Here is a 24,052-nt window from a genome sequence, read left to right as displayed (position 1 = left end):
ATGCGCCGCACGTTCTCGTCCCGAGCGTGCGACGCGCTGAGGAAGTGCGGTGGTACGGCGTAGGGGGTGGGAGCGCTCCCATTGGAAGCGCTCCCTGTAGCGCTGGGAACGTTTGGGGTGTGGCCGGTATCGTGTGGCGCCCTGGTGGAGCTGTCAAGTGTCGCTGCGCAACCCGCACTTCACAGGACCCGAGCAAGGCTCTACAGTCTGAAACTGGAAGCGCTTCCAGATGCACCGGGCCGGGGCGGGACGCTTTCGGCGAAGCCGGAAGGGAAAGGCTCGGAATTCATGGCTGAGGATGTGTCACGTCGGCAGCCGACGCTCGACGAGGTGGCCGAACGCGCCGGCGTCTCGCGCTCGGTGGCCTCCCGCGTCCTCAACGACGCCCCGCACGTCAGCCGCGCCAAGCGGGAGGCGGTCGAACGGGCCGTCCGGCAGCTCGGTTACGTGCCCAATCCGGCCGCACGCGCGCTGGCCACCCGCCAGACGGGAGCGGCCGCCCTGATCGTCGCGGGAGAGGATCCGTCGATCTTCGCGGACCCGTTCTTCGCCCAGGTGATCGTGGGGGCGTCGGCCGCTCTGGAGGAGGCCGACCTGCATCTGATGCTGTGCCTGGCCGCCTCCGACCGGGGGCGCAAGCGGGTGGAGGAACTCCTTCGGTCCAGGGGTGCCGACGGCGTCATGCTGATGGCGCTGCGCGAGGGAGATCCGCTGGTCCGTACGGCCGAGGAGGCGAAGATGCCCGTCGTGTTCGGCGGACGCCCGGTCGGTTCGGCTCCCCGGCGGTACGTGGACGTCGACAACGCCGGTGGAGCGCGCGAGGCCACCGAGTACCTGCTCATCCGTGGCCGGAGCCGTGTGGCCACGATCTGCGGGCGGCTGGACACCGAGGTCGGGCGCGCCCGGTACCGCGGCTACCGGGACGCCATGCTGGCAGCCGGCCTGGAGCCGTACCCGCCGTGGGAGGGGGACTTCACCGAGCCCGGCGGAGCCGCCGCCATGGCCGCACTGCTGGCGAACCGCCCTGAGGTCAACGGGGTGTTCGCCGCCAACGACAACATGGCGGCGGGAGTACTGCGCACCTTGCGCCAGGCCGGCCGGCCGGTCCCCGCCGACGTCGCAGTTGTAGGCTTCGACGATCTGACCGTCGCCCGGATCGCCGATCCACCGCTCACCACCGTCCATCAGCCCATAACGGCTCTCGGACGGGAGATGGCACGTATGCTCGTCACACTCATCAACGGGCAGGACCCCACCCCGCTGATCCTGCCCACCCGTCTGGTCACCCGCTCCAGCGCCTGATGGCGGTCTCCTTCTGACTGCTGGGGGCTCAGTCCCTGCCGGCGGAGCGCGGAGGGGCACGCAGCCCGCTGCGAGGCGCGACCACGCCCCGGCCGGTCGACGGCCTGGCCACCAAGGACAACACCGCCGGGAACACCAAGCTCCTGCTCGGCAGCGACGGCAGCACGGCAAGGTCACCGTCAACCACGGCGGCGTGAACTCCACTTCGGTCGTGGAGAACGGCCGAGTCCGCGCCGGCGTCCTCGCCTGCCGGGCGATCTCCCGCGGTGTCAACCAGGCCGGCACGGCAGCCGGTCGACGCGTTCGCGGCTCACACCGTCGACCACGTCGTACCGCACGCGGTCGGCCTGCGGCGCAGCGTGCGCGCTGGAAGCGTTTCATGGGCGGCCGGGACATCCCGGACGGCGCCGCGTCGGCACGCCAGGGTGATGTGCGAGGTGAGGGTGACCGCGCGGGTGCGGGTGCGGTGTGCCGTGACGCGCCAGCCGGACACATCGGCCGACAGCTCGGCCGACAGCTCGGCCGACAGCTCGGTCCGGCGCCCGGCACTCGACCGCTGCGCTGCCGGACGCCCGGACGCCGGCGGCAGCGACCCCCGCTCGGAGGGTGTGCCGTCGGCAGGCGGGGGCGCCGGACTGCGACACTCCCGCGCGGCGAGCGATTTCCCCGATGTTCATGCAGCTCCTCAACGGGCCAGGTGCCGCGGTACCCGTCTGCCGGCTGCGGTTGCCCCTGTGGGTCCACGGTGCTGAGCCGCGCGTGCGGCGGTGCAGCCACCCCGAGGGCTCGTCACGGATGGTGCCGGACGGACGAAGGACGCGCGAGGGCCGGCCTCCGCGGGGCCGCGGCGGCGGGACTGCCGGAACCGCCGCGCGTTCCGCGTCCCATGCAAGTGCCGAACAAATTAGACGAATTGGTTCAGGCAAGCGCTTCGACAAAGGGTTACCGACCGACCGCGTGCGAGGTCAATGGCGTGCCGTGAGGCAAGACGGCGCCAAGGCGCTGCGGCAAGGGAAGCTGCCTGCTGCCTGCTGTCATGCCGGATCTGTTCGAGTGTGCGGACGAGCTCCGAACCGCAGAAATCAGCCGTCGAATCGATTCCGCGACAACCTTCCCGGCCGGAGCTTCGAACCCTTGACAGTCCCGCGGCTCGGGAGGACCGTCTCCCCCCGAAACCTCTCTGCAATCTCACTGCACATACGGCACCTTCAAGTGCTTCGGATCGTCAGCGCCGCCAGCACACCCGACTGGGCCGCGCCGGCACGTAGGGGAGATCAGATGGGAACCATGCGCACAAGACACCATCCGCTGTCCGGGCGCGGTGGCGTACGACGGCTCCTGGCGGCGTTACGCCACCGGGGCGCGCCGGAAAGTGTGCCGGAGCAGGGACATGTCCCGCCGTCGGCGCGCTCGCCCCGCTCGCCGTCGATGACGTTCGCCCGGGCCGGGGCCGCAGCCGTACTCGTCGTCGGCACTCTGGTCAGCGCCACGGCCACGGCCGGCACGGCTCGGGCCGCCGCGTCCGGCCCGTGCGACATCTACGCGGCAGGCGGCACGCCCTGTGTGGCGGCGCACAGCACGACGCGAGCGCTGTACGCCTCGTACAACGGGCCGCTCTACCAGGTCCGGCGGGCCTCGGACAACACCACCCGGAACATCGGCGTCCTGGGCGCGGGCGGGTACGCGGACGCCGCCGCCCAGGACTCGTTCTGTGCGGGGACGACCTGCCTGATCACGGTCATCTACGACCAGTCAGGCCGCGGGAACAGCCTCACCCAGGCGCCCGCGGGCGGTGCCGCGGGCGGCCCCGACAACCTCGCGAACGCCACTGCCGCGCCCACCATGGTGGGAGGTCACAAGGGCTACGGCGTCTTCGTGGCGCCCGGCACGGGGTACCGCAACAACCACACCAACGGCATCGCGACCGGGGACAACCCCGAGGGCATGTACGCGATCTTCGACGGTACGCACTACAACGGCGGCTGCTGCTTCGACTACGGCAACGCCGAGACGGACAGCAACGACGACGGCAACGGCACCATGGAAGCCATCTACTTCGGCAACATCAAGGTCTGGGGCTACGGTTCGGGCAACGGTCCGTGGGTCATGGCCGACCTCGAGAACGGCCTGTTCTCCGGGGTCAACCAGCGTTACAACGCGGGCGACCCGACCATCAACCACCGGTATACGACCGCCATCATCAAGGGTGGGCCGAACCACTGGGCGATCCGTGGCGGCAACGCGCAGTCCGGTGGCCTGTCCACCTTCTACGACGGACCGCGCCCCAACGTCGCCGGTTACAACCCGATGCGGAAGCAGGGTGCCATCATCCTGGGCACCGGCGGCGACAACAGCAAGGGCGCGCAAGGCACCTTCTACGAGGGCGTGATGACCTCCGGTTACCCGTCCGACGCCACCGAGAACGCGGTCCGGGCCGACATCACCGCGGCGGGATACGGCAACTCCTCCGGCGGGACGAGCACCGGTGCGCTGCACGCGGTGGGCGCGGGCAAGTGCCTGGACGTGCCCGACTCGTCCACCACGGCCGGCACACAGCTGCAGATCTGGGACTGCAGCGGCGGCGCCAACCAGACCTGGACCCGCACAGCCTCCAACCAGCTGACCGTCTACAGCGGCGGCAACCAGATGTGCCTGGACGCATACGACAACCAGACCTCCGCCGGCACCAAGGTGGAGACCTGGCCGTGCAACGGCGGCGCCAACCAGCAGTGGCAGCTGAATGCCGACGGCACCGTCACGGGCACGCAGTCCGGACTCTGTCTCGACGTCACCGCCGCCTCCACGGCCAACGGGGCGCCGGCCGAACTCTGGCCGTGCAACGGCGGATCCAACCAGCAATGGCGACTCGACTGACGCCTCCGGCACCGAGCAGGACTTCACCCCGCGCTGACCGGCTCGCGGGCTCGTTCACCCCCACCCACTGTCCCGTCCCAGTGAGGAACGCTGATGAAGAAGTACCTGGCGCCCTTGACCGCGGCGCTGACGGCCGCCCTCGGCATGGCCTGTGCACTGCCCGCGGCGGCCGCCACCGGCACCGGGGCGCCGCCCTCCGCCGTCCGGGCCGCCGCCGCGCCCGCCCCCTTGCGGCTGATGCCGTTGGGCGACTCGATCACCTGGGGCGTCGGCAGCCCGTCCGGGAACGGCTACCGGGGCTTTCTCTGGAACCAGCTGTCGGCCGAGGGCCACGCCCTGGACTTCGTCGGCTCGGGTCGCAACGGCACCATGTCCGACCCGGACAACGAAGGCCACTCCGGCTGGGTGATCGACCAGATAACCGGTATCGCGGACTCCGTGCTGGCCGGTTACCGGCCGAACGTGATCACACTGGAGATCGGGACCAACGATCTGAACGGCAATGACCAGATCCCGACCGCCGCCGACCGGCTTCGTGCGCTCATCGACCGGATCACCGAGGACGCACCCGACGCCACCGTTCTTCTGGGCACCGTGATCATTTCCACCAGCGGCACCGAGGAGGCCAACCGGCCCGCGTTCAACGCCAAGCTCCCCGGGATCGTCCAGGCCGAGCAGGCCGCCGGCAGACACGTACGCCTGGTGGACATGAGCGCGTTGACCACCGCGGACCTCTCCGACCCCCTCCACCCCAACGACAACGGCTACCGCAAGATGGCGGACGCCTTCAACGCCGGGGTCCAGGCCGCTGACGCGGCAGGCTGGATCATGCCGCCGGTTCCCGTCGGCGGGCAGGTGCGCTCCGGAATCGCGGGGAAGTGCCTGGACGTCAACGGTGGCAACAGCGCCAACGGGACCGCCGCGCAGATCTGGTCCTGCAACGGCTCCGCCGCGCAGTGGTGGTCCGCGCGCTCCGACGGCACCTTGCGGGCGCTCGGGAAGTGCCTCGACGCCACGGGCGGTGGTACCGCCAACGGCACCAAGATCGAGGTGTGGGACTGCAACGGCGGCAGCAACCAGCAATGGCAGGCGTACAACGGCGGTTACCGCAACCCGGTCTCCGGCCGCTGTCTCGACGACCCCGGCGCATCCACCACCGACGGTACGCAACTGGTCCTGTGGGACTGCAACGGCGGCGCCCACCAGAAGTGGACCGCTCTGCCGGTCTCCTGAGCTCGTGACCCGACTGCACCGCAGCACTGTCTCGCGGTCGGTGTCTCGCCCCCACACACAAGGAGAGTGATCCTCCATGTCCTGGCTCGACGAGGAGCCGCGTCTCCGCAAGGTCCTCGCCTCGGCCACCGGTCTGACGGTCGGTACGGTGCCGGCCCTGGCCGGGACGGCGGCACCCGCGGCGCATGCGGCCTCCGGCACGCTGGGCTCGGCCGCGGCGGGCAGTGGCCGCGCTCGGCGTGGACGTCCAGATCACCGAACTCGACATCCCCCGGGCCTCACCGACCGCCTACGCCAACACCGTGCAGGCGTGCATGGCCGGCCTATGACGCGGTCCTGTCCGCGCTGGCGTGACGTCGAGGTTCGCCATGAAGGGCCGCTGAACTCATGTCCGTTCGTCCAACTGATCACAGGAGCCAAGACTTATGACCATGACCACTGCGAGAGCCAGACGCCTCCGACCGCTGCCCCCGTTGGTGTCCCTGGGTAGAACCCTGGTACTCACCTTCTCGGCCGTGCTGCTCACCGTGGTCGCCCCCCTGCTCCCCCTGGGCACGGCGCAGCCCGCCGCTGCGTTGGGCAACGGGCTCGCGCTGACGCCGCAGATGGGCTTCAACGACTGGAACGCGTACGGCTGCAATGTCTCCGAGTCGCTGATCAAGTCCACCGCTCAGGCAATGCACACCAACGGCATGCAGGCGGCGGGCTACTCGTACGTCAACATCGACGACTGCTGGATGACCCACAGCCGCGATTCCGGTGGCCGCCTGGTGCCGGATCCGGCCAAGTTCCCCGACGGCATCAAGGGCACCGCGGACTACGTGCACGCGCTGGGGCTGAAGCTGGGAATCTACGAGGACGCGGGCACCGCGACCTGTGCGGGGTACCCGGGCAGCCTGGGGCACGAGACCACGGACGCTCAGTCGTTCGCGTCGTGGGGTGTGGACTATCTGAAGTACGACAACTGCAACAACACCGGGGTGCCGGCACAAACCCGGTACACCGCGATGCGGGACGCCCTGGCCGCCACCGGCCGGCCGATCCTGTTCAGCCTGTGCAACTGGGGCCAGGAGAACGTGTGGACCTGGGGCGCGGGCGTGGGCAACAGCTGGCGCACCACCGGGGACATCAGCCCCAGCTACTCCAGCATGCTGTCGATCTTCCACAGCAACGCGGGACTGGCCTCCTACGCCGGACCCGGCCACTGGAACGACCCGGACATGCTGGAGATCGGCAACGGCTCGATGACGGCCACCGAGAACCGCAGCGAGTTCAGCCTGTGGGCGGAGATGGCCGCGCCGCTGATCGCCGGCACGAACATCTCCTCGGCCAGTTCCGACACCTTGTCCACCCTGACCAACTCCCGGGTGATCGCGGTCGACCAGGACCCCCTCGGCAAACAGGGCACCATGGTGTCGTCGTCGGGCGGCCTGGACGTGCTGGCCAAGCCGCTGGCGAACGGGGACGTGTCGGTGGCCCTGTTCAACGAGACGGGCTCGACGGCCACCATCACCACCACCGCGGCCGCGATCGGGAAGACCGGGGCGTCCGCCTACACCCTGACCGACCTGTGGTCGGGCGCGTCCTCGACCACCTCCGGCACCATCAGCGCCTCCGTGCCCGCCCACGGCACGGTGATGTACCGGGTCGCGGGCGGCACCAGCAGCGGCGGCGGCACCAGCGTGACCGGTGAGCTGCACGCGGTGGGTGCGGGCAAATGCCTGGACGTACCGAACTCCACCACGACCGCCGGCACCCAGGTGGAGGTCTGGAGCTGCAACGGCGGGGCCAACCAGACATGGACGCATTCCACCTCAGACCAGCTCACCGTCTACTCCGGCAGCGCCCAGATGTGTCTGGACGCCTACAACAACCAGACCACCCCTGGGACGAAGGTGGAGATCTGGCCGTGCAACGGCCAGACCAACCAGCAGTGGACGCTGAACTCCAACGGCACCGTCACCGGCGCCCAGTCCGGCCTGTGCCTGGATGTCACCGGAGCGGCCACCGCCGACGGAACCCTCGCCGAGCTGTGGACCTGCAACGGCGGCAGCAATCAGCAGTGGACACTGGGATGAGTCCCCCGCCGCGCCACGCCGGGCACCGGCCGGGCGGGCGTCCCCGGGAAGGGCCGTCGGGGAGCGGCGTCATCCTGCGGGCGCGGTGCTCCTCAGATGTTCCCGCAGCCACTGCTCGGTATGGCTCACGTGCATCAGTGCGGCGGCCTGGCTGAGGGTGGCGTCACGGGTGGAGAGCGCCTCGAAGATCGCCTCGTGTTCCGCGAGGGTCCTGCCCGCGGCCTGGTCGTCGACCAGGCCGCGCCAGATGCGGGCGCGCAGGGTGCGGCCCGAGATGCCCTCCAGCAGGGTGAGCAGCGTTTCGTTGCCCGTGGCCGAGACGACCGCGCGGTGGAACGCCGCGTCGTGCGCGTTCAGCTGTTCGACGTCGTCGCGTGCGGCTCGCATGGCGTCCAGGTGCTGCTTCACCTCTGCCAGCTGGTCGTCGGAGATCCGGGTGGCGGCGAGTGCAGTGGCCACCGGTTCGAGGAGCCGGCGCACCTCCATCAGGTCCAGCAGCGCCGCCGAGTCGCTCTGCAGCAGCTCGACCGCGCCGCCCAGGCCCTCGAGCAGCAGGCTCGGCTGCAGGCTGGTCACATAGGTGCCGTCGCCCCGGCGGACTTCGAGCACGCGGGCGACCGCGAGCGCTTTGACCGCCTCGCGGGCCAGGTTGCGGGACAGGCCCAGCTGGGCCGCCAGCTCCGGCTCCGGCGGCAGTTTCGAGCCCGGTGGCAGCGCCCCGGTGCGGATGAGTTCACGGATCCGCTCAATGGCCTTGTCCGTCAGAGACAACGCGCACCCCTTCCTCCGGAGTGTTCTCCGCGCTGTTCCGCGTGGGTACGTCCGGCCTGATCAGGCCCTGGGCGCGAAGATCGTCCCAGAGAGCTTCCGGCACGTGCCGACGGTGGAGTTCCACGTTGTGCCTGACCTGCTCCTGATTCCTCATTCCCAGGGTGACGTTGATGATACTGGGATGGCCGAACGGGAAAGCGATCGCGGCGGCGGGCAGGGTCGTGCCGTGATGTTCGCAGACCTGGGCGATGGCCAGGGCCCGGGCGACGAACTCGGGCGGCGCGTCCTTGTAGTCGTACTTCATGCCCGGCACGGGACGGTCCCGGGAGAGCAGGCCCGAGTTGAACACGCCGACGGCGACCACGCTCTTGCCGTGCTCCCGTGCGGCGGGCAGCACGTCGTCCAGCGCCGACTGGTCGAGGAGCGTGTAGCGTCCGGCCAGCATCACCACGTCGGCCGCGGTCTCGCCCAGGAAGCGGGCGAGCATGGCCGACTGGTTCATGCCGGCGCCGATCGCGCCGATCACCCCCTGGTCGCGCAGGTCCGCGAGGGTGGGCAGAGCCTCCTCGGCGGCCTGCCGCCAGTGGTCGTCGGGGTCGTGCACGTAGACGATGTCGAGACGGTCGAGACCCGTATGCTCCAGGGTGGCATCGATGGAGCGGAGCACGCCGTCCCGGCTGAAGTCCCACTGGCGGCGCAGGTCGTCCCGGACGACGAAGCCCTCGCTGTCGACGCCCCGCGGCTGCTCGTTGGGCACGAGCAGCCGGCCCACCTTGGAGGAGACGACGTACTGCTCGCGGGGGCGGTCGCGCAGGGCGGCCCCCAGCCGCTGCTCGGACAGGCCGAGCCCGTAGTGCGGCGCGGTGTCGAAGTACCGGATGCCGCCGTCCCAGGCCGCCTCGATCGCGGCCGCCGCGTCCTGGACCGGTGTGACCCGGTAGAGGTTGCCGATGACGGAGGCACCGAAGCCCAGTTCGGTGACGTCGACGGCGGTGTTCGTGATCTTCCGGGTTCGCAAGACGTGCTCCTCGGGTCCTACGGGTGGGACGGCTACCTGTGGGCGGGACAAGGCGCCGTTCAGCGCCTGACGGCTGCCGAGCCGCCCGCCACGAGCGCCTCGACCTCGGCGAGCGAGGCCATGGAGACGTCGCCGGGCGTCGTCATGGCGAGTGCGCCGTGAGCCGTGCCGTAGGCGAGGGCGCGCTCCAGACGGGCGGTGGTGACCGGCGCACCGGTCGGCTCGGCACCCGTGAGCGGCTCGGCGGCGGGGCGCCGGAGCGGTGCGTGCTGCGACGCGGGCCGGCCGAGGGGGCGGTGCCGCGGCGCCTTGGCGCTCCACCGTCCGTCAGCCGGCCCGGAACCGGCCGTGGACTCGTCCTCAGGCCCGGGGGCCGACGTCAGCAGCCCGTAGACGAGTCCGGCCGCGAAGGCGTCGCCGGAGCCGATGCGGTCCAGGACGTGCAGGCCGGGCATGTCGGGGCCCGCGACGAAGCCGGTCGCCGGTGACCAGGCCGCCGAGGACCAGTCGTTCACGCCTGCCGAGGGCACGCCCCGGAGCGTGGTGGCCAGTACCTTGGCCTCGGGCAGCAGGTCGGCGACCTCGGCGAGCGCCTCCGGCACCTGGTCCGCGCGGACGTGCACCGCTCCGGGGTACGGCCCGGCCAGGCCGAGGGCGCCCACCACCACGTCGGCGTGCCGGGCGAGCCGCAGGTCCACCTCGCGGGCCCGTTCGGCGCCGCCGCGGTCGGTCCAGAGGCTCGGGCGGTAGTTGGGGTCGTAGGAAACGGTGACGCCGTGCCGGCGTGCCGCGGCCATCGCCTCGTCCGCCACGTCCACCGTGGTGTCCGACAGACCGGCGAAGATGCCGCCCGTGTGGAACCAGCGCGGGCCCGCGGCGAACAGCGCGTGCCAGTCGACGTCCCCCTTGCGCAGCTGGGACACGGCCGTGTTGGCGCGGTCGCTGACACCCAGCGCGCCCCGGATGCCGAAGCCCCGCTCCACGAAGTTCAGCCCGTTGCGGGCGGTGCGGCCGATGCCGTCGCCGGGCACCCAGCGGATCAGTGAGGTGTCGACTCCGCCCTGGAGGATCAGGTCCTCGGCCAGCCGCCCCACCGCGTTGTCGACCAGGGCGGTCACGACGGCCGTACGCAGGCCGAAGCAGCGGCGCAGTCCGCGTACGACGTTGTACTCGCCGCCGCCCTCCCAGACCTGGAAGGTGCGGGCGGTGCGGACGCGGCCCTCGCCGGGGTCGAAGCGGAGCATCACCTCGCCGAGGGCGATGACCTCGGGAGAGCTCATCCCCTGCTCCTCTCGACGGCCTCGGCGGTAAGCCGCCGGATCCCGTCGTAGTCGCCGCGCTCCAGGTGGCCGGTGGTCGCCATCCAGCTGCCGCCGACGGCGAGGACCGCCGGGTGGGCGAGGTAGCCGGGCAGCTGCTCGGGGCCGATGCCTCCGGTCGGCAGGAAGCGTGCCCGGGGAAACGGAGCCGCGAGTGCCTTGAGCATGCCCATGCCGCCGAGCGGCTCGGCGGGAAACAGTTTGACCGTGTCGAGACCGGCGCGCAGGGCGCGCATCACTTCCGTGGCGGTGGCGACACCCGGTACGACCGGTACGTCGAGCTCGCGGCACGTGGCGACGACCTCGGCGTCGTAACCGGGGGAGACCACGAAGCGGGCCCCGGCCGCCACGGCCCGCTCCGCCTGCTCGGACGTGAGCACGGTGCCCGCGCCGACCGTCAGCCCGCCGTGCGCCGCCATCGCCTTCACCACCTGCTCGGCGTCCGGGGTACGGAAGGTGACCTCGGCGCACCGGGCACCGCCCGCCGTGAGCGCGTCGGCGAGCGGGCCGGCGGTCGCGACGGACGCAGCCGTGAGCACCGGCAGGACCCGGGCGCCGGACAGCACGGAGGCGACAGACGCGGTCATCGGCCCAGCCATCCGCCGTCGACGGGCAGGACGGTGCCGTGGACGTAGGCGGCGGCGTCCGAGGCCAGGAACACGGTGGCGCCCGCGAGGTCGTCGGCGGTCCCCCAGCGCCCGGCGGGGATGCGGTCCAGGATCGCCCGGCTGCGCACCGCATCGTCCCGCAGTGCCTGGGTGTTGTCGGTGGCGATGTAGCCGGGCGCGATGGCGTTGACGTTCACGCCGTGCGGGGCCCATTCGTTGGCCAGTGCCTTGGTCAGTCCGGCGATGCCGTGCTTGGCGGCGGTGTAGCCGGGGACGGTGATGCCGCCCTGGAAGCTGAGCAACGAGGCCGTGAAGACGACCTTCCCTTGGCCGCGGGCCACCATCGCCGCGCCCACCGCCCGGGTGAGCGCGAACTGGGCGCTGAGGTTGACCTGGAGCACCAGCTCCCAGTCGGCGTCCGTGTGTTCGGCCGCAGGGGTCCGGCGGATCGTGCCCGCGTTGTTGACCAGGATGTCCACCGGCCGCTCGCGCCCGGCGAGGTCCGCGCCCAGGGCCCGTACGGCGTCGGGGTCGGCGAAGTCGGTGCGGATCGCCTCGAAGGTGCGGCCCGCGGCGACGACGTCCTTCTCCACCGCGCTGCCGGACTCCTCCAGCGAGGCGCTGACGCCGATGACGTCCGCGCCGGCCTCGGCGAGCGCGCGGGCCATGGCCCGGCCGATGCCCCGCCGGGCGCCGGTGACGACGGCGAGCCTGCCGGTCAGATCGAAAAGAGGCATCTCAGGCTCCCGTCGCGTCGTTGCCGCAGTCCACCAGGATCTTCATCACGTCCCCGCCCGCCTCCAGTGCCTCGAAGGCCGCGGGCGCCTCGGTGAGCGGCACGACCTTGCTGATCAGCCGCTCGGCGGGGATCGTGCCGTCCGCCACCAGCCTCACCGCCCGCTCGAAGTCGGAGCGGTCGTACAACCGGGCACCCACGAGGGTGAGCTCCCGCCAGAAGAAGCGGTGCAGGTTCACCTCGCGCGGGCGGGGGTGGATCGCCACCAGACACAGGCGGCCGCGCACGCCCAGCACCTCGACGGCGGTGCCGACACCGCCCGCGGCGCCGGAGACCTCGAAGGCGACGTCCGCGCCCGCGCCGCCGGTCCACCGCTGGACGAGCTCGGGCACGTCGTCGGCGGCCGGGTCCCAGGCGGTCAAGCCCAACTCCTCGGCCAGGAGGCGTCGGTGAGTGCTGAGCTCCACCACGCGGACCTCGGCCCCGGCGGCCCGCGCCACCAGCGCGATGAGCACCCCGACCGGTCCGCCGCCGACCACGACCACCCGCTCGCCCTCCCGCACCTCGGCCCGGCCGACGTCGTGCACAGCCACGGCCGTGGGCTCCACGAGTGCGGCCCGGTCCAGGGCGAGGGAGCCGGGCAGCCGGACGAGGATGGCGGCCGGCACGGTCCAGCGCTGCTGCATCGCGCCCGGCGAGTCGATGCCGATGAAGTCGAGGTTCTGGCAGACGTGCCGGTGACCGGAGGCACACGCCGGGCAGGTTCCGTCCCAGCGCAGCGGCATCACGGTCACCGCGTCACCGGGCTGCCAGCCCTCCACGTCCGGCCCGACGCGTGCGACGCGGCCGGACATCTCGTGTCCGAGGACGGCGGGCGCGGCGACCCGGGCGTCCATGTCGCCGTGGAAGATGTGCAGGTCGGTGCCGCAGATGCCGACGTAGGCGGGCGCCAGTTCCACCTCGCCGGGGCCGGGGGAGGAGGCTTCGGCGGGTGCCGTGTCCAGGGTGCGGGCGGCCGTGTAGCGGACTGCGAGTGTCATCGTGGGGTCAGGGTCCCTTCAGCGCGGACGCCGATGGTCAGCAGCAGGTTGGCGTACGTACGGATGTCGGCGGTGACGACGGCCAGCGCCAGGTCGGGGGAGCGCGCGGCGTCGTAGAAGGCGAACCGGTCCAGCGTCTCCACCGGGGCGGGCGCCAGCCTGGCGCGGTACTCGGCGATGGCCGGCGGCTCCGGTTCACCCTCGGGCGGCACCATCACCTGGGCCGACTCGACGGGGATCGCCCGCAGGAGCACGTCGAGCACGGTGGTGACGTCCAGCAGACCCGGCCTCAGGTTGAGGTGGACGGTCCTGGCCCGCTCTCCGGTGGCCGTACTGGCGGGGTAGTGGCCGTCCGCGAGCAGGACGCGGGCGCCGTGGCCGGCTCCGGCCAGGGCTTCGAGGATTCCGGGGTGCAGCAGGTCCGTCAGGAGCACGGCGTCCCCTCCTTCGTCGGGGCAGGCGTCAGGTGGTAGAAGTCCGTCGCGGTGCCGGCGAGCACCGCGTGGATCTCGGTGCCGGAGCAGCCGTCGAGGAGTTCCTCGACGGTGGCGGCCCAGCGGTTCCAGCCGCCGGCGAGGACGCAGACCGGCCAGTCGGAGCCGAACATCAGCCGGTCGGGGCCGAAGGCGGAGAGCAGGACGTCCCACACCGGGCGGATGTCGTCGACGGTCCACTTCTCGTGGTCGGCCTCCGTGACGAGCCCCGACACCTTGCAGCGGACCTGGGGATGCCGGGCCAGTGTCCGCACCTGCTGTGCCCAGTCCGCCAGTTCCCGCGTTGCGAGAGGGGGCTTGCCCGCATGGTCCAGGACGAGGGACAGCTCCGGCAGCCTCTCCGCGAGACGGATCGCCTGCGGGAACTGGTGGCTGCGGATCAGCACGTCATACCCGAGCCCGCGCTCTGCGACCGCTCGCAACCCCCGCTCGACCTCCGGGCGCCCGAGCCAGTTCGGGTCGGACTCGCCCTGCACGAGGTGCCGGACGGCCCGCAGGTACCGGCCTGCAGAGCCCGTCCGCAGGTCGTCGAGGACGTCGCCGATCGCTGGGGACGTCAGGTCCGCCCAGCCGACGACGGCGCCGATCAGCGGGTCGCTGTCGGCCAGGGCGAGGAGGTCGCGTGTCTCGGGGACGGACGTGAGGCACTGGACGAGCACCGTACTCGTCAGCCGTCGTCCGGCGATCGGCCGGGTCGCGGCCGATCGCAGGGCGTACGAGCCGAAGTTGCGGCGGAGCGGCTCGTGCCCGGGCTCGTCCAGCCAGGGCTGCGGCCGGATGTCCAGGTTCCACACGTGGTGGTGGGCGTCGACGAGGGGCTGGGCATCAGACACGGGCGGTCCAGACGGGTCCGTCGGGGTAGGCGTACTCCTTGAGGGACTCCGGGTGCATCTGTGCGCTCAGCCCTGGAAGTTCCGGCGCCAGATAGTGACCGCCGGCGATGCGCACCGGGTCGGTGAAGTGCTCGTGGAGGTGGTCGACGTACTCGATGACCCGGTTCTCGACCGTCCCGGAGACGGCGACGTAGTCGAACATCGACAGGTGCTGCACCATCTCGCACAGACCGACACCGCCGGCGTGCGGGCACACCGGCACGCCGAACTTCGAGGCGAGCAGCAGGATCGCGATGTTCTCGTTGACGCCGCCGACCCGTGCGCTGTCGATCTGCACGATGTCCAGCGCGCCGGCCTGGAGGAGCTGCTTGAAGACGACCCGGTTGGCGATGTGCTCGCCGGTGGCGACCTTGATGGGGCCGACGGCCTTGCGGACGGCGGCGTGGCCGAGGATGTCGTCCGGGGAGGTGGGTTCCTCGATCCAGTACGGCTGGTAGGGCGCCAGGGCGCGCACCCAGTCGATCGCGTCCTGGACGTCCCATCTCTGGTTGGCGTCCACGGCGATACGGATGCCGCCGCCGACCGTCTCGCGGGCCACCCGCATGCGTCGTACGTCGTCCTCCAGCGACGCGCCGACCTTCAGCTTGATCTGGGTGAAGCCGGCGGCGACGGCCTCCCGGGCCAGGCGGGCCAGCTTCTCGTCGGAGTAGCCGAGCCAGCCGGGGGTGGTGGTGTAGGCGGGGTAGCCGCGCTCCAGCAGGCGGGCGGTGCGCTCCTGGCGGCCCGGCTCGGCACGGCGCAGGATGTCCAGGGCGTCCTGTGGAGTGAGTGCGTCGCTGAGCCAGCGGAAGTCGACCTGCGCGACCAGTTCCTCGGGCGGCATCTCGCCGAGGAAGCGCCACACGGGCTTGCCCGCACGCTTGGCCGCGAGGTCCCAGGCGGCGTTGACCACCGCGCCGGTGGCCATGTGAATCGCTCCCTTCTCCGGTCCCAGCCAGCGCAGTTGAGGGTCGTGGACGAGGGAGCGGGAGAAGGCTCCGAGGTCGCCGCAGACCTCCTCGACGGACAGGCCGACCACGTGGGGTGCGAGGGCCGCGATGGCGGCGGCCTGCACGTCGTTGCCGCGTCCGGTGGTGAAGGCCAGGGCGTGGCCCTCCAGCCCGTCGGTGGCGTCGGTGCGCAGGATCACGTAGGCGGCCGAGTAGTCGGGTTCGGGGTTCATCGCGTCCGACCCGTCCAGGTGCTCGGACGTCGGGAACCGCACGTCCAGGACGTCGAGGGCGGTGATACGGGCAGATGCCGATGGAACGGACACGGCAGAGGACATGACGGCAACTCCTGTGAGAGCAGGTGGGAACACGGCCCCCTGCGACGGAAGGGCGAGCGGCGAGCGGTGTGCGGCGGCGGCCGCCCGGTTCACTCCTGCACCTTGCCGCCGGTGATACGCGAGATGGTCAGGGCGACCAGGATGATCAGGCCGTTGAGGGCACCGATCCACTGCGCGGGGACGCCCGCGAGCGTCAGCACGTTCTGGATCATGAACAGCAGCAGGATGCCGCTGAAGGCGCCGAACATGGTGCCCTTGCCGCCGTTGAGGCTGATTCCGCCGATGACGGCGGCGGCGAAGACGGTGAAGATGTAGCCGTTGCCCTGTGCGGAGGCGACCGAGGCGAGGCGGCCGGACAGCAGCAGCCCGGCGAGGGCGGCGAGCACGCTGCCGGTGACGATGACGATCCACAGCACCCGGTCGGTACGGATGCCGGCCGCCTTCGCAGCATCGACGTTGCCGCCGATGGCGTACAGCGAGCGGCCGAAGCTGGTCCAGCCGAGGACGACGATGGCGACCGCGAACAGCACCAGGCAGATCCAGATCGACGCGGGCATCCCGAACCATTCGGCGGTGCCCAGGTACAGCATGGACGGTGGCAGCTGGAAGAAGGTCTGGCCGCCGGAGATGCCGGTGAGGACGCCCCGCAGCACGATCAGCATGCCGAGGGTGACGATGAAGCCGTTGAGGCCGAAGCGGATGATCAGCAGGGCGTTGATCACTCCGACGAGCGCGCCCACGGCGAGGGTGACGGGGATGGCCCAGGCGCCGGGGAGCAGGCCGAGACCGTGCCCGGCGCCGGCCGGCACCACCAGCCAGGCCGCGACGCCCGGTGCGAGCCCCATGGTGGACTCCAGCGACAGGTCCATCTTCTTGACGATCAGGATCATCGTCTGGGCGAGGACCAGCAGGGCCATCTCGGACATGGTCTGCAGGACGTTGATGAGGTTGTCCACCTGCAGGAAGACCGGGTTGACGATCTGGCCGACGATCGCGATGACCACGATGGCGGGCACGAGGGCGAGGTCGCGCAGCCGGGCCAGCGGTATCCGGCCGCCGAGCAGCGCGGTCCGCTTCGCCCGCGGCTCCGTGCCCCCCGCTGCGGCGGTGTCCGCGGGGACGGTTTCAGGCATCGAGGTCCACTCCTTCCATCGCGGCCACGAGTTCGTGGTCGTGCCAGCCGCGGGCGATCTCTGAGGTCACACGGCCCTGGAACATCACCAGGACCCGGTCGCACATGCGCAGGTCGTCGAGTTCGTCGGAGGCGATGAGCACTCCGGTGCCGGTCTGCGCGGTCTCCTCGACCTTTCCGAGGAGGAACTCCTTGGAGCGCACGTCCACGCCCGCGGTCGAATTGATCAGAACCAGCAGCCGGGGGTCGTCGGCGAGGGCACGGGCCATGACGACCTTCTGCTGGTTGCCGCCGGAGAGGGCGGAGACGGGCACGTCGGGGCCGGGCGTCTTGATCGCCAGGTGCTCGATCATCCCCTCGGCGAGCCGGTCGCGTCGGCTGCGGCTGAGGAATCCGTTCCTGCCGAGCCTGCGGGGAACGGACAGTGTGGCGTTGTCCGCGATCGACATGTCCGGCACGAAGCCCTGGTGGTGCCGGTCCTGCGGGACGAACCCGGCGCCGGCGGCGAGCGCGGCGGGCACGCTGCCGGGACGTGGACGGTTGCCGGCGATCTCCACCTCCCCGCTGTCTGCGGCCCGCAGTCCCACGACGGTCTCGGCCACTTCGGTGCGTCCGCTGCCCGCGGCCCCCGCGAGCCCGACGATCTCCCCGGCGCCGACCTGGAAGGTGATGTCGCCGTAGGTCTCGCCGCCCAGACCCCGGACGCGGAGCGCGGCCGTGGCGCCGGCGTCCAGGGTGCTCACCCGTTCCTCGCGGCGGTCGGCCGCCGCCTCACCGGTCATGGCGGCGACGAGTTCCGCGCGGGGCAGTTCGGTCACCGGGGCGGTCAGGATGTGTCGGGCGTCCCGGAACACCGTCACCATGTCGCAGATCTCGTAGATCTCCTGCAGGTGGTGGCTGATGAACAGGAAGGTCACGCCCTGCCGTTGCAGGTCGTGGATGCGGTCGAAGAGGCGGTTGATCGCCGCGGCGTCGAGCTGGGCGGTCGGCTCGTCGAGGATGATGAACCGGGCACCGAAGGACAGTGCCCGGGCGATCTCCACGAACTGCCGTTGTTCCACGCTGAGATCGGCGGCGGGCGTCTGCGGGTCGACGTCCACGGACCAGGTCGACAGCAGGTCCTGTGCGCGGCGGCGTACGCCCTGCCAGCTGATGAGCCTGTGGCGGCCGTGCTCGTGCCGGTTCAGGAAGAGGTTCTCGGCGACGGTCAGCGTGGGGATGATCGTCGACTTCTGGTAGACGCAGGCCACACGCCGGCGCCAGGCGTCGCGGTCCGTGAGCCGTGGCGCCGGGCTGCCGCCGAACGTCACCGTTCCCTCGTCCGGGGCCTGCAGGCCGGTGAGGACGGACACCAGGGTCGACTTGCCGGCGCCGTTGCGGCCGACGAGCGCGTGCGTCTCGCCGGGTCTGATGGTGATCCGGGCGCCGTTCAGGGCCACCGTAGGACCGAATCGTTTGACCACGCCCGTCGCCTCGACGACGGGCGGATCTGCCGGGACCCGTCCGTCGTCCGTCGGGGCGGGTGCGGGGCGGACTGCTCGTTCCCCGTCGCTCATCTCAACCGCCTTGGTGGTGTTCGCCGTTGGCCTTCCGGACGTGGTGTCAGCCGAGGTTGTTGCCCCACAGCGACTTGTCGTCGCTCTTGACGCTGGGCACGCCGCCGTAGGTGGCGCCGTCGGCGGTGACGAGCGGAGCCGAGAGCTGGTCCTCGAGCAGCCCGTCGCGGACCTTGACGATGGTGCTGTCGTGGTCGGTCTTGCCGGGCTGGAACGTTTTCCCGTCGATCGCGGCCTTCAGGTAGTACAGGGCGTACTTGGCGTAGAGGTCGGCCGGCTGGGAGACCGTGGCGTCGATCTGCCCGGCGGCGATGTCCTTCAGCTCCTCCGGGATGCCGTCGTTGGAGACGACGAACACGTGCTTCTTGTCCTTCGGGCCGGCCAACAGCCCCTTCTGCTTGAGGACCTGGAGCGTCCCGGACAGCGCGAAGCTGGACTGCATGTAGACGCCCTTGATGTCCGGGTTGGCGGTCAGGTCCGTCTGCAGCTTCTGCGCGGCGACTGCACCGTCCCAGTTCGTGGCCTCGCCGAACACCTTGATGCCCGGGTAGTTCGCCTTCATGCACGCGTTGAACGCCTCGGTGCGGTCACGGCCGTTGATCGAGGAGAGGTCGCCCTGGAGCATGACGACCTTGCCCTTGCCCCCGAGCTTGATGCCGAGGTACTTGCACGCCTTCTCGCCGTACGCGCGGTTGTCGGCCCGGACGACCATGAAGACCTTGCCGGTGTCGGGACGGGTGTCGACCGTGACGACCGGGATCTTCTTGGCCTCCAGCTGCGCCAGGGTGGGGGCGATGGCGGCGGTGTCCTGCGGGGCCATCGCTATCCCCTTGACGCCCTGACTGATGAACGTCTGTGCGTTGGCGGTGAGTTTGGCGACGTCGTTCTGCGAGTTGGTGGTCTTGAACGAGAGGCCGAGCTGCTTGGCGTACTCCGGTGTGTACTTGATGTACGAGTTCCAGAAGTCGGTGTCGGAACGCGGGTAGTCGACGCCGACCAGCGGCGCGTCGCTCGATGCGGACGCGGTGCCCGAGCCACTGCTGCAGGCGCTGAGCAGAGCCAGGGCGGACAGGGCCGAGGCGGTGGAGCAGAGAGCGGTTCTGAGTCTCATCGATACTTCCTCGCGCTGGTCCCGGAGCGGGAGAGGGTGTGCAGGGCGACGACTGCGGGCCGCCACATCGGAGAGATGGGATGTATGTATAGGCGGCGACCGAGGGTGCTGTCTAGGTGTCGGCAGAATCCGCTGCAAAACAGGGGGACTTGGAGCGGCCCCCGATGGCCGGGAACCAAATCAATCCCATCAATGCTGCGCATGTGTGATGCGTCGGCGGCTCATCCTCGGGCTCTCCGTGTGGCGGTGCGCCCTTCGCGCATCGCATCGCGCAAACATGCCATGTCTGACGCCCAACAAACGGGACATGAGTGCCCAACTCGCCATGAATCCGCGAGTCAAGAGCTTGCTTTCATCCCTGCACGCCCGTTGACATCCGCGCGTCACATGGTCGAACTTCATGCGTAACGTGCGGCGCTCCAGAGCCGTGGGCGTCGTGTCTCCCCTTGTCCCCCACCTCAGGGATGTCCTCATGCCGAGCTCGTTCAACAGACGCCAGTTCCTGGCCGCCGCCACATGTGCAGCGGCGGCGACCGTCGCCGGCGGCGGCCTCGGGTCCGGCGTCGCACAGGCGGCACCGAGCACCTACACACCGTCGTGGCCCTCGCTCGACCAGCACCCGCCCGCCCCCGAGTGGTTCCAGGACGCCAAGTTCGGCATCTACTTCCACTGGGGCGTCTTCAGCGTTCCGGCCTATGGGAACGAGTGGTATCCGCGCAGGATGTACATCAGCGGCGACTCGGTCAACCAGCACCACATCGCGACCTACGGCGACCCGTCCGTGTGGCCGTACCACAACTTCATCAACGGGGCGAAGGACCTGGCGGGCAACTTCGTGCAGTTCGCACCGAAGCTGAAGTCGGCGGGCGGCAACTTCGACCCCGACGAGTGGGCGCAGCTGTTCGTCGACGCGGGCGCGAGGTTCGCCGGGCCGGTCGCCGAACACCACGACGGCTTCTCCATGTGGAACAGCCGGGTCAACGAGTGGAACTCGGTCGCCAAGGGGCCGAGGCTCAACCTGCTCCAGCTGTTCACCGACTCCATCCGCGCCAAGGGGCTGAAGCTCCTGGTGGCCATGCACCACGCGTACAACTTCAACGGCTACTACGACCACGTGCCGACGCAGTCCGACCCCAGCCTGCAGAAGCTGTACGGGCAACTGGGCACCACGGCGGAGAACCAGCTGTGGTACGACAAGCTCAAGGAGGTCATCGACCTCGCCCGGCCCGACATCCTCTGGGAGGACTTCGACCTGTCCAAGGTCGACGAGGGCCGGCGGCTGAACTTCCTGTCGTACTACTACAACCAGGCGAACACCTGGGGTCGCGAAGTCGTCGCCACCTACAAGGACGGCTTCGACAGCCACGGCGAGGTCTTCGACTACGAGCGCGGCGGCCCCGCCGACATCACCGCCCCCTACTGGCTCACCGACGACAGCATCTCCAGCTCCAGCTGGTGCTACACGAACGGCATCGGCTACTACAGCACCCAGCAGATGCTGCACTCACTGATCGACCGGGTCAGCAAGAACGGCAACATGCTGCTCAACATCGCTCCGATGGCGGACGGCACCATCCCCCAGGCACAGCAGGACATCCTCCTGGGCATCGGCGACTACCTGAAGCGCTTCGGTGAGTCGGTGTACTCCACCCGGGCCTGGACCGCATACGGCGAAGGTCCCACGCAGATGGGCGGCGGCGCCTTCACCGCCCCGCAAGCAGGTACCCCGAAGGACATCCGCTTCACCCGGAACAAGAACGACACCGTCCTGTACGCCACGGTCCTCGGCTGGCCGGGCGGCACACTGACGATATCGACGCTCAACTCCGCCCGGATCGACGTCAGCTCCCTGACCTCGGTGCAGCTCCTGAACTCCACCGCCGGCACGTACACGAACCTGCCCACGCCAACGCAGGACTCGACCGGGCTGCACCTGACCCTGCCGTCGTCGGCGCCGTTCTCCGCCCTCGCCTACGTCGTGAAGCTGACCTTCTCCGGCCGGATACCCACCCTGCAGCCACTGGCCGGGGCCGTGGCCTACCAGGACGTCAACTACTCCGGTGGCTACGCCGTGCTCCCCATCGGCTCCTACACAGCAGACCAGTTGACGCTCGCCGGACTGCCCGGTCTCAGCCTGTCCTCCCTGAACCTGGCCCCCGGCTACCAGATCATCGGCTACTCCGGTGACAACTTCACGGGCACCGCCTGGACCTTCACCTCCGACAACGCCGACCTGCGCAACACCGGCAACAACGACACCGTCGTGTCGATGAAAGTGCAGTTCAACCCCTCGGCCCTGTTCAGGATCACCAACGTCACCGACGGGCTGGTGCTGGACAGCGGCGGCAACGTCCCCAGCGGCTCCAACCTCAAGCAGTGGACCTGGAACGGCAGCACCAACCTGCAGTGGCAGGCCGTCGAGCTCGGCAACGGCTACTACAAGCTGGTCAACCGCACCAACGGCATGGTCGCCGACGGATGGGGCGCCACCACGAACGGCTCCGCCGCCCAGCAGGCTCCCTGGAACGGCGGCACCAACCAGCAGTGGCAGATCAACCCCCGCGGTGGCGGCAGGTACTGGATCGTCAACCGCACCACCGGCCTCGTCCTCGACGGGGGCGGCAACATGCCCTCGGGCTCCGTGACCAAGCAGTGGTCCGGGAACAGCAGTCCCAACCTGGAGTGGACCTTCACGGCGGTGTGACTCCGGCGCCGGCATGACGAGCGGCTGCCGCGGGCGCGCTCGAGGGGGCGGCTGCCCCACTGGATTGGCCCCGGCGGCCTCTCACCGCCGTTCGCCTGCACGACCCTTGCCGCGCCGACCGGTCCGCCGCGGACTCGGTCGGGGCGCGACTTGATGATCCGCACCGATGAACACGGGAGTTCCTGTTGCCTGAGCTGTCCACTTTTCGCCGAATGCGCCAGGGGTTGGCGGCCTTCTTGGCCACGCTGGCGCTCGCCCTCGCCGGTCTGGTGGCCTCCACCGGCGCCTCGCACGCCGCTACGCAAGGGCCCTGCGACATCTACGCCGCGGGCGGCACACCCTGCGTCGCGGCCCACAGCACCACCCGCGCCCTGTACGCGTCCTACAACGGCGCGCTCTACCAGGTCAGACGCTCGTCGGACAACACCACCCGCGACATCGGTGTGCTCAGCGCCGGAGGCGTCGCCAACGCCGCCGCACAGGACTCGTTCTGCGCCGGTACGGGCTGCGTCGTCACCCGCGTCTACGACCAGACCGGCAAGGGCAACACCTTGCTCTACCAGGGACCCGGCGGGACCGGCGGCGCCGACACGGCGGCCACCGCGACCTCGGAAGCGGTGACGGTAGGCGGCCAGAAGGCCTACGCCCTCTACATCAACCCCGGCAACAGCTACTTCGTCGACGGCTCCGCCTCGGGTGTGCCGACCGGCAGCTCACCCGAGGGCGAGTACATGGTCACCAGCGGCACCCACGTGAACAACGGCTGCTGCTTCGACTACGGCAACACCGAGACGGACCACAGGGCCGACGGCAACGGCGCCATGGACGCGATCAACTTCGGCACGGAGTGCTGGTTCGGTGGTTGCAGCGGAACCGGGCCTTGGGTGCAGGCGGACCTGGAGAACGGCCTGTTCTCCGGCGGCAGCAGGACGTGGAACCCGAACCAGGTCTCCCAGACCAGCCACTTCGTCACCGCCATGCTCAAGAACAACGGCACGACCCAGATGGCGCTGGGCGCCGCCAACGCCCAGTCCAGGAGCCTGACCAGGCTCTACAGCGGCCCACTGCCCAGCGGATACAACCCGATGCACAAACAGGGCGCCATCATCCTCGGCAGCGGCGGTGACTGCTGCCAGACCAACACGAACGCGAGCGCGGGCACCTTCTACGAGGGCGCCATGGTCAAGGGCTCCCCCTCCGACACGACCGAAGCCGCGGTCCAGGCCGACATCGCCGCGGCCGGCTACGCCACGACCACCACGCCGTTCACCCCGGGGGCGAGGATCTCACTCCAGGCCACGACCGCCTGTTGCACCTCCGACTACCTGCAGCACGACGCGAGCGACGACAAGGTCGTGATCGCGCCGGTCACCTCGAGCAGTTCATCGACCGACAAGGCCGACGCCACGTGGATCGTCAGGCCCGGTCTGGCGGACAGCAAGTGCGTCTCCTTCGAGTCGGCCAACACATCCGGCGCGTACCTCAGGCATTACGCATTCGAGCTCTACCTCAAGCCCCGAGACGGGACCGCGCAGTTTGCCGGTGACGCCACATTCTGCCCGTCCCCCGGCAACAGCGGCACGGGCTACTCGTTCCAGTCGTTCAACTACCCGGCCAAGTACATTCGCCACTACTCCCACGTCGCGTACGTCGCAAGCGACGGCGGCTCCTACGCCTGGGACACCACCTCGCTGTGGCGCCAGGACACCAGCTGGCTCGCCTCCACCCCCTGGAGCTGATGTGCAGTCGGGAGACAGGGGGTGGGTGGCATAGGAGCCGACGTGGATCGGAAAAGCTGCCCACCGTCTGATTCGGCTTCAGGGACGAGAACGCCGGACGTGTCGAGCACGAGGAGCGCCGCGCCGAGCAGCAAGCGTGACTCCACAACTCGTGGGGTGATGGAAAGTCGCCTGCAT

19 protein-coding genes are annotated in these 24,052 nt (G+C 70.2%); 7 read left to right on the top strand and 12 right to left on the bottom strand.

Annotated elements, in window-relative coordinates:
- Positions 1-288 precede the first annotated feature (288 nt).
- The 5 genes from FB563_RS00390 (at position 289) to FB563_RS00370 (ending at position 7,487) form a co-directional block, all read left to right on the top strand.
- Entirely contained in the window at positions 289-1,302 is a 1,014-nt protein-coding gene (locus FB563_RS00390) for a LacI family DNA-binding transcriptional regulator (RefSeq protein ID WP_055707657.1), read from the top strand.
- A gap of 1,428 nt (positions 1,303-2,730) precedes the next feature.
- The gene (locus tag FB563_RS00385) at positions 2,731-4,176 is read left to right on the top strand and encodes an arabinofuranosidase catalytic domain-containing protein (protein ID WP_055707656.1); all 1,446 of its coding nucleotides are present in this window, start codon (positions 2,731-2,733) and stop codon (positions 4,174-4,176) included.
- A 93-nt stretch (positions 4,177-4,269) separates the two neighbouring features.
- Positions 4,270-5,409: an SGNH/GDSL hydrolase family protein gene (locus tag FB563_RS00380; RefSeq protein ID WP_055707655.1), complete on the top strand. Its 1,140-nt coding sequence runs from the start codon at positions 4,270-4,272 to the stop codon at positions 5,407-5,409.
- A gap of 185 nt (positions 5,410-5,594) precedes the next feature.
- Positions 5,595-5,738, top strand: coding sequence for an endo-1,4-beta-xylanase (locus tag FB563_RS00375; RefSeq protein WP_142218387.1), 144 nt, complete (start codon positions 5,595-5,597; stop codon positions 5,736-5,738).
- A gap of 96 nt (positions 5,739-5,834) precedes the next feature.
- Positions 5,835-7,487, top strand: coding sequence for a glycoside hydrolase family 27 protein (locus FB563_RS00370; RefSeq protein ID WP_079048903.1), 1,653 nt, complete (start codon positions 5,835-5,837; stop codon positions 7,485-7,487).
- 69 nt (positions 7,488-7,556) lie between these two features.
- Here FB563_RS00370 and FB563_RS00365 read toward each other — a convergent pair whose 3' ends face one another.
- The 12 genes from FB563_RS00365 to FB563_RS00305 form a co-directional block, all read right to left on the bottom strand.
- Entirely contained in the window at positions 7,557-8,258 is a 702-nt protein-coding gene (locus FB563_RS00365) for a FadR/GntR family transcriptional regulator (protein ID WP_055707669.1), read from the bottom strand.
- On the bottom strand, positions 8,233-9,276 hold the full coding sequence (locus FB563_RS00360) for an aldo/keto reductase (protein WP_055707653.1): 1,044 nt from the start codon (positions 9,274-9,276) through the stop codon (positions 8,233-8,235). The genes FB563_RS00365 and FB563_RS00360 overlap by 26 nt, the downstream gene beginning before the upstream one ends.
- A 59-nt stretch (positions 9,277-9,335) precedes the next feature.
- Positions 9,336-10,556, bottom strand: a complete 1,221-nt coding sequence (locus FB563_RS00350; protein WP_055707652.1) for a sugar kinase — start codon at positions 10,554-10,556, stop codon at positions 9,336-9,338.
- A complete protein-coding gene (locus FB563_RS00345) occupies positions 10,553-11,182 on the bottom strand; it encodes a bifunctional 4-hydroxy-2-oxoglutarate aldolase/2-dehydro-3-deoxy-phosphogluconate aldolase (protein WP_055707651.1) in 630 nt (209 codons plus the stop codon). The genes FB563_RS00350 and FB563_RS00345 overlap by 4 nt, the downstream gene beginning before the upstream one ends.
- Complete coding sequence (locus FB563_RS00340; protein WP_055707650.1) at positions 11,179-11,940, bottom strand: SDR family oxidoreductase; 762 nt, start codon at positions 11,938-11,940, stop codon at positions 11,179-11,181. The genes FB563_RS00345 and FB563_RS00340 overlap by 4 nt, the downstream gene beginning before the upstream one ends.
- Position 11,941: 1 nt before the next feature.
- Complete coding sequence (locus FB563_RS00335; RefSeq protein WP_055707649.1) at positions 11,942-12,979, bottom strand: zinc-dependent alcohol dehydrogenase; 1,038 nt, start codon at positions 12,977-12,979, stop codon at positions 11,942-11,944.
- A complete protein-coding gene (locus tag FB563_RS00330) occupies positions 12,976-13,413 on the bottom strand; it encodes an RbsD/FucU domain-containing protein (protein ID WP_055707648.1) in 438 nt (145 codons plus the stop codon). The genes FB563_RS00335 and FB563_RS00330 overlap by 4 nt, the downstream gene beginning before the upstream one ends.
- Positions 13,404-14,306: an amidohydrolase family protein gene (locus FB563_RS00325; protein ID WP_055707647.1), complete on the bottom strand. Its 903-nt coding sequence runs from the start codon at positions 14,304-14,306 to the stop codon at positions 13,404-13,406. Before FB563_RS00325 ends, FB563_RS00330 begins: the two co-directional genes overlap by 10 nt.
- Positions 14,299-15,633 carry an L-fuconate dehydratase gene (locus FB563_RS00320; RefSeq protein WP_055707646.1) on the bottom strand — a complete coding sequence of 445 codons (1,335 nt, stop codon included), beginning with the start codon at positions 15,631-15,633 and terminating at the stop codon, positions 14,299-14,301. The genes FB563_RS00325 and FB563_RS00320 overlap by 8 nt, the downstream gene beginning before the upstream one ends.
- An 89-nt stretch (positions 15,634-15,722) precedes the next feature.
- Entirely contained in the window at positions 15,723-16,766 is a 1,044-nt protein-coding gene (locus FB563_RS00315) for an ABC transporter permease (protein ID WP_055707645.1), read from the bottom strand.
- Positions 16,759-18,321 carry a sugar ABC transporter ATP-binding protein gene (locus FB563_RS00310; protein ID WP_055707644.1) on the bottom strand — a complete coding sequence of 521 codons (1,563 nt, stop codon included), beginning with the start codon at positions 18,319-18,321 and terminating at the stop codon, positions 16,759-16,761. Before FB563_RS00310 ends, FB563_RS00315 begins: the two co-directional genes overlap by 8 nt.
- Before the next feature lie 46 nt (positions 18,322-18,367).
- Positions 18,368-19,432 (bottom strand): sugar ABC transporter substrate-binding protein, encoded by a 1,065-nt coding sequence (locus tag FB563_RS00305; RefSeq protein WP_055707643.1) that lies wholly within the window; start codon positions 19,430-19,432, stop codon positions 18,368-18,370.
- Between the two features lie 472 nt (positions 19,433-19,904).
- On the opposite strand from FB563_RS00305, the gene FB563_RS00300 reads away from it, so the two are divergent.
- Positions 19,905-22,136, top strand: coding sequence for an alpha-L-fucosidase (locus FB563_RS00300; protein WP_055707642.1), 2,232 nt, complete (start codon positions 19,905-19,907; stop codon positions 22,134-22,136).
- 212 nt (positions 22,137-22,348) lie between these two features.
- Positions 22,349-23,875 (top strand): alpha-L-arabinofuranosidase B, encoded by a 1,527-nt coding sequence (locus FB563_RS00295; RefSeq protein ID WP_055707641.1) that lies wholly within the window; start codon positions 22,349-22,351, stop codon positions 23,873-23,875.
- Positions 23,876-24,052: the final 177 nt, after the last annotated feature.

The sequence above is a fragment of the Streptomyces puniciscabiei genome (genome assembly GCF_006715785.1).
GTDB lineage: Bacteria > Actinomycetota > Actinomycetes > Streptomycetales > Streptomycetaceae > Streptomyces > Streptomyces puniciscabiei.
The sequence above is the reverse complement of the archived record's forward strand: the minus strand, read 5'-3'. Positions and strand labels throughout refer to the sequence as shown.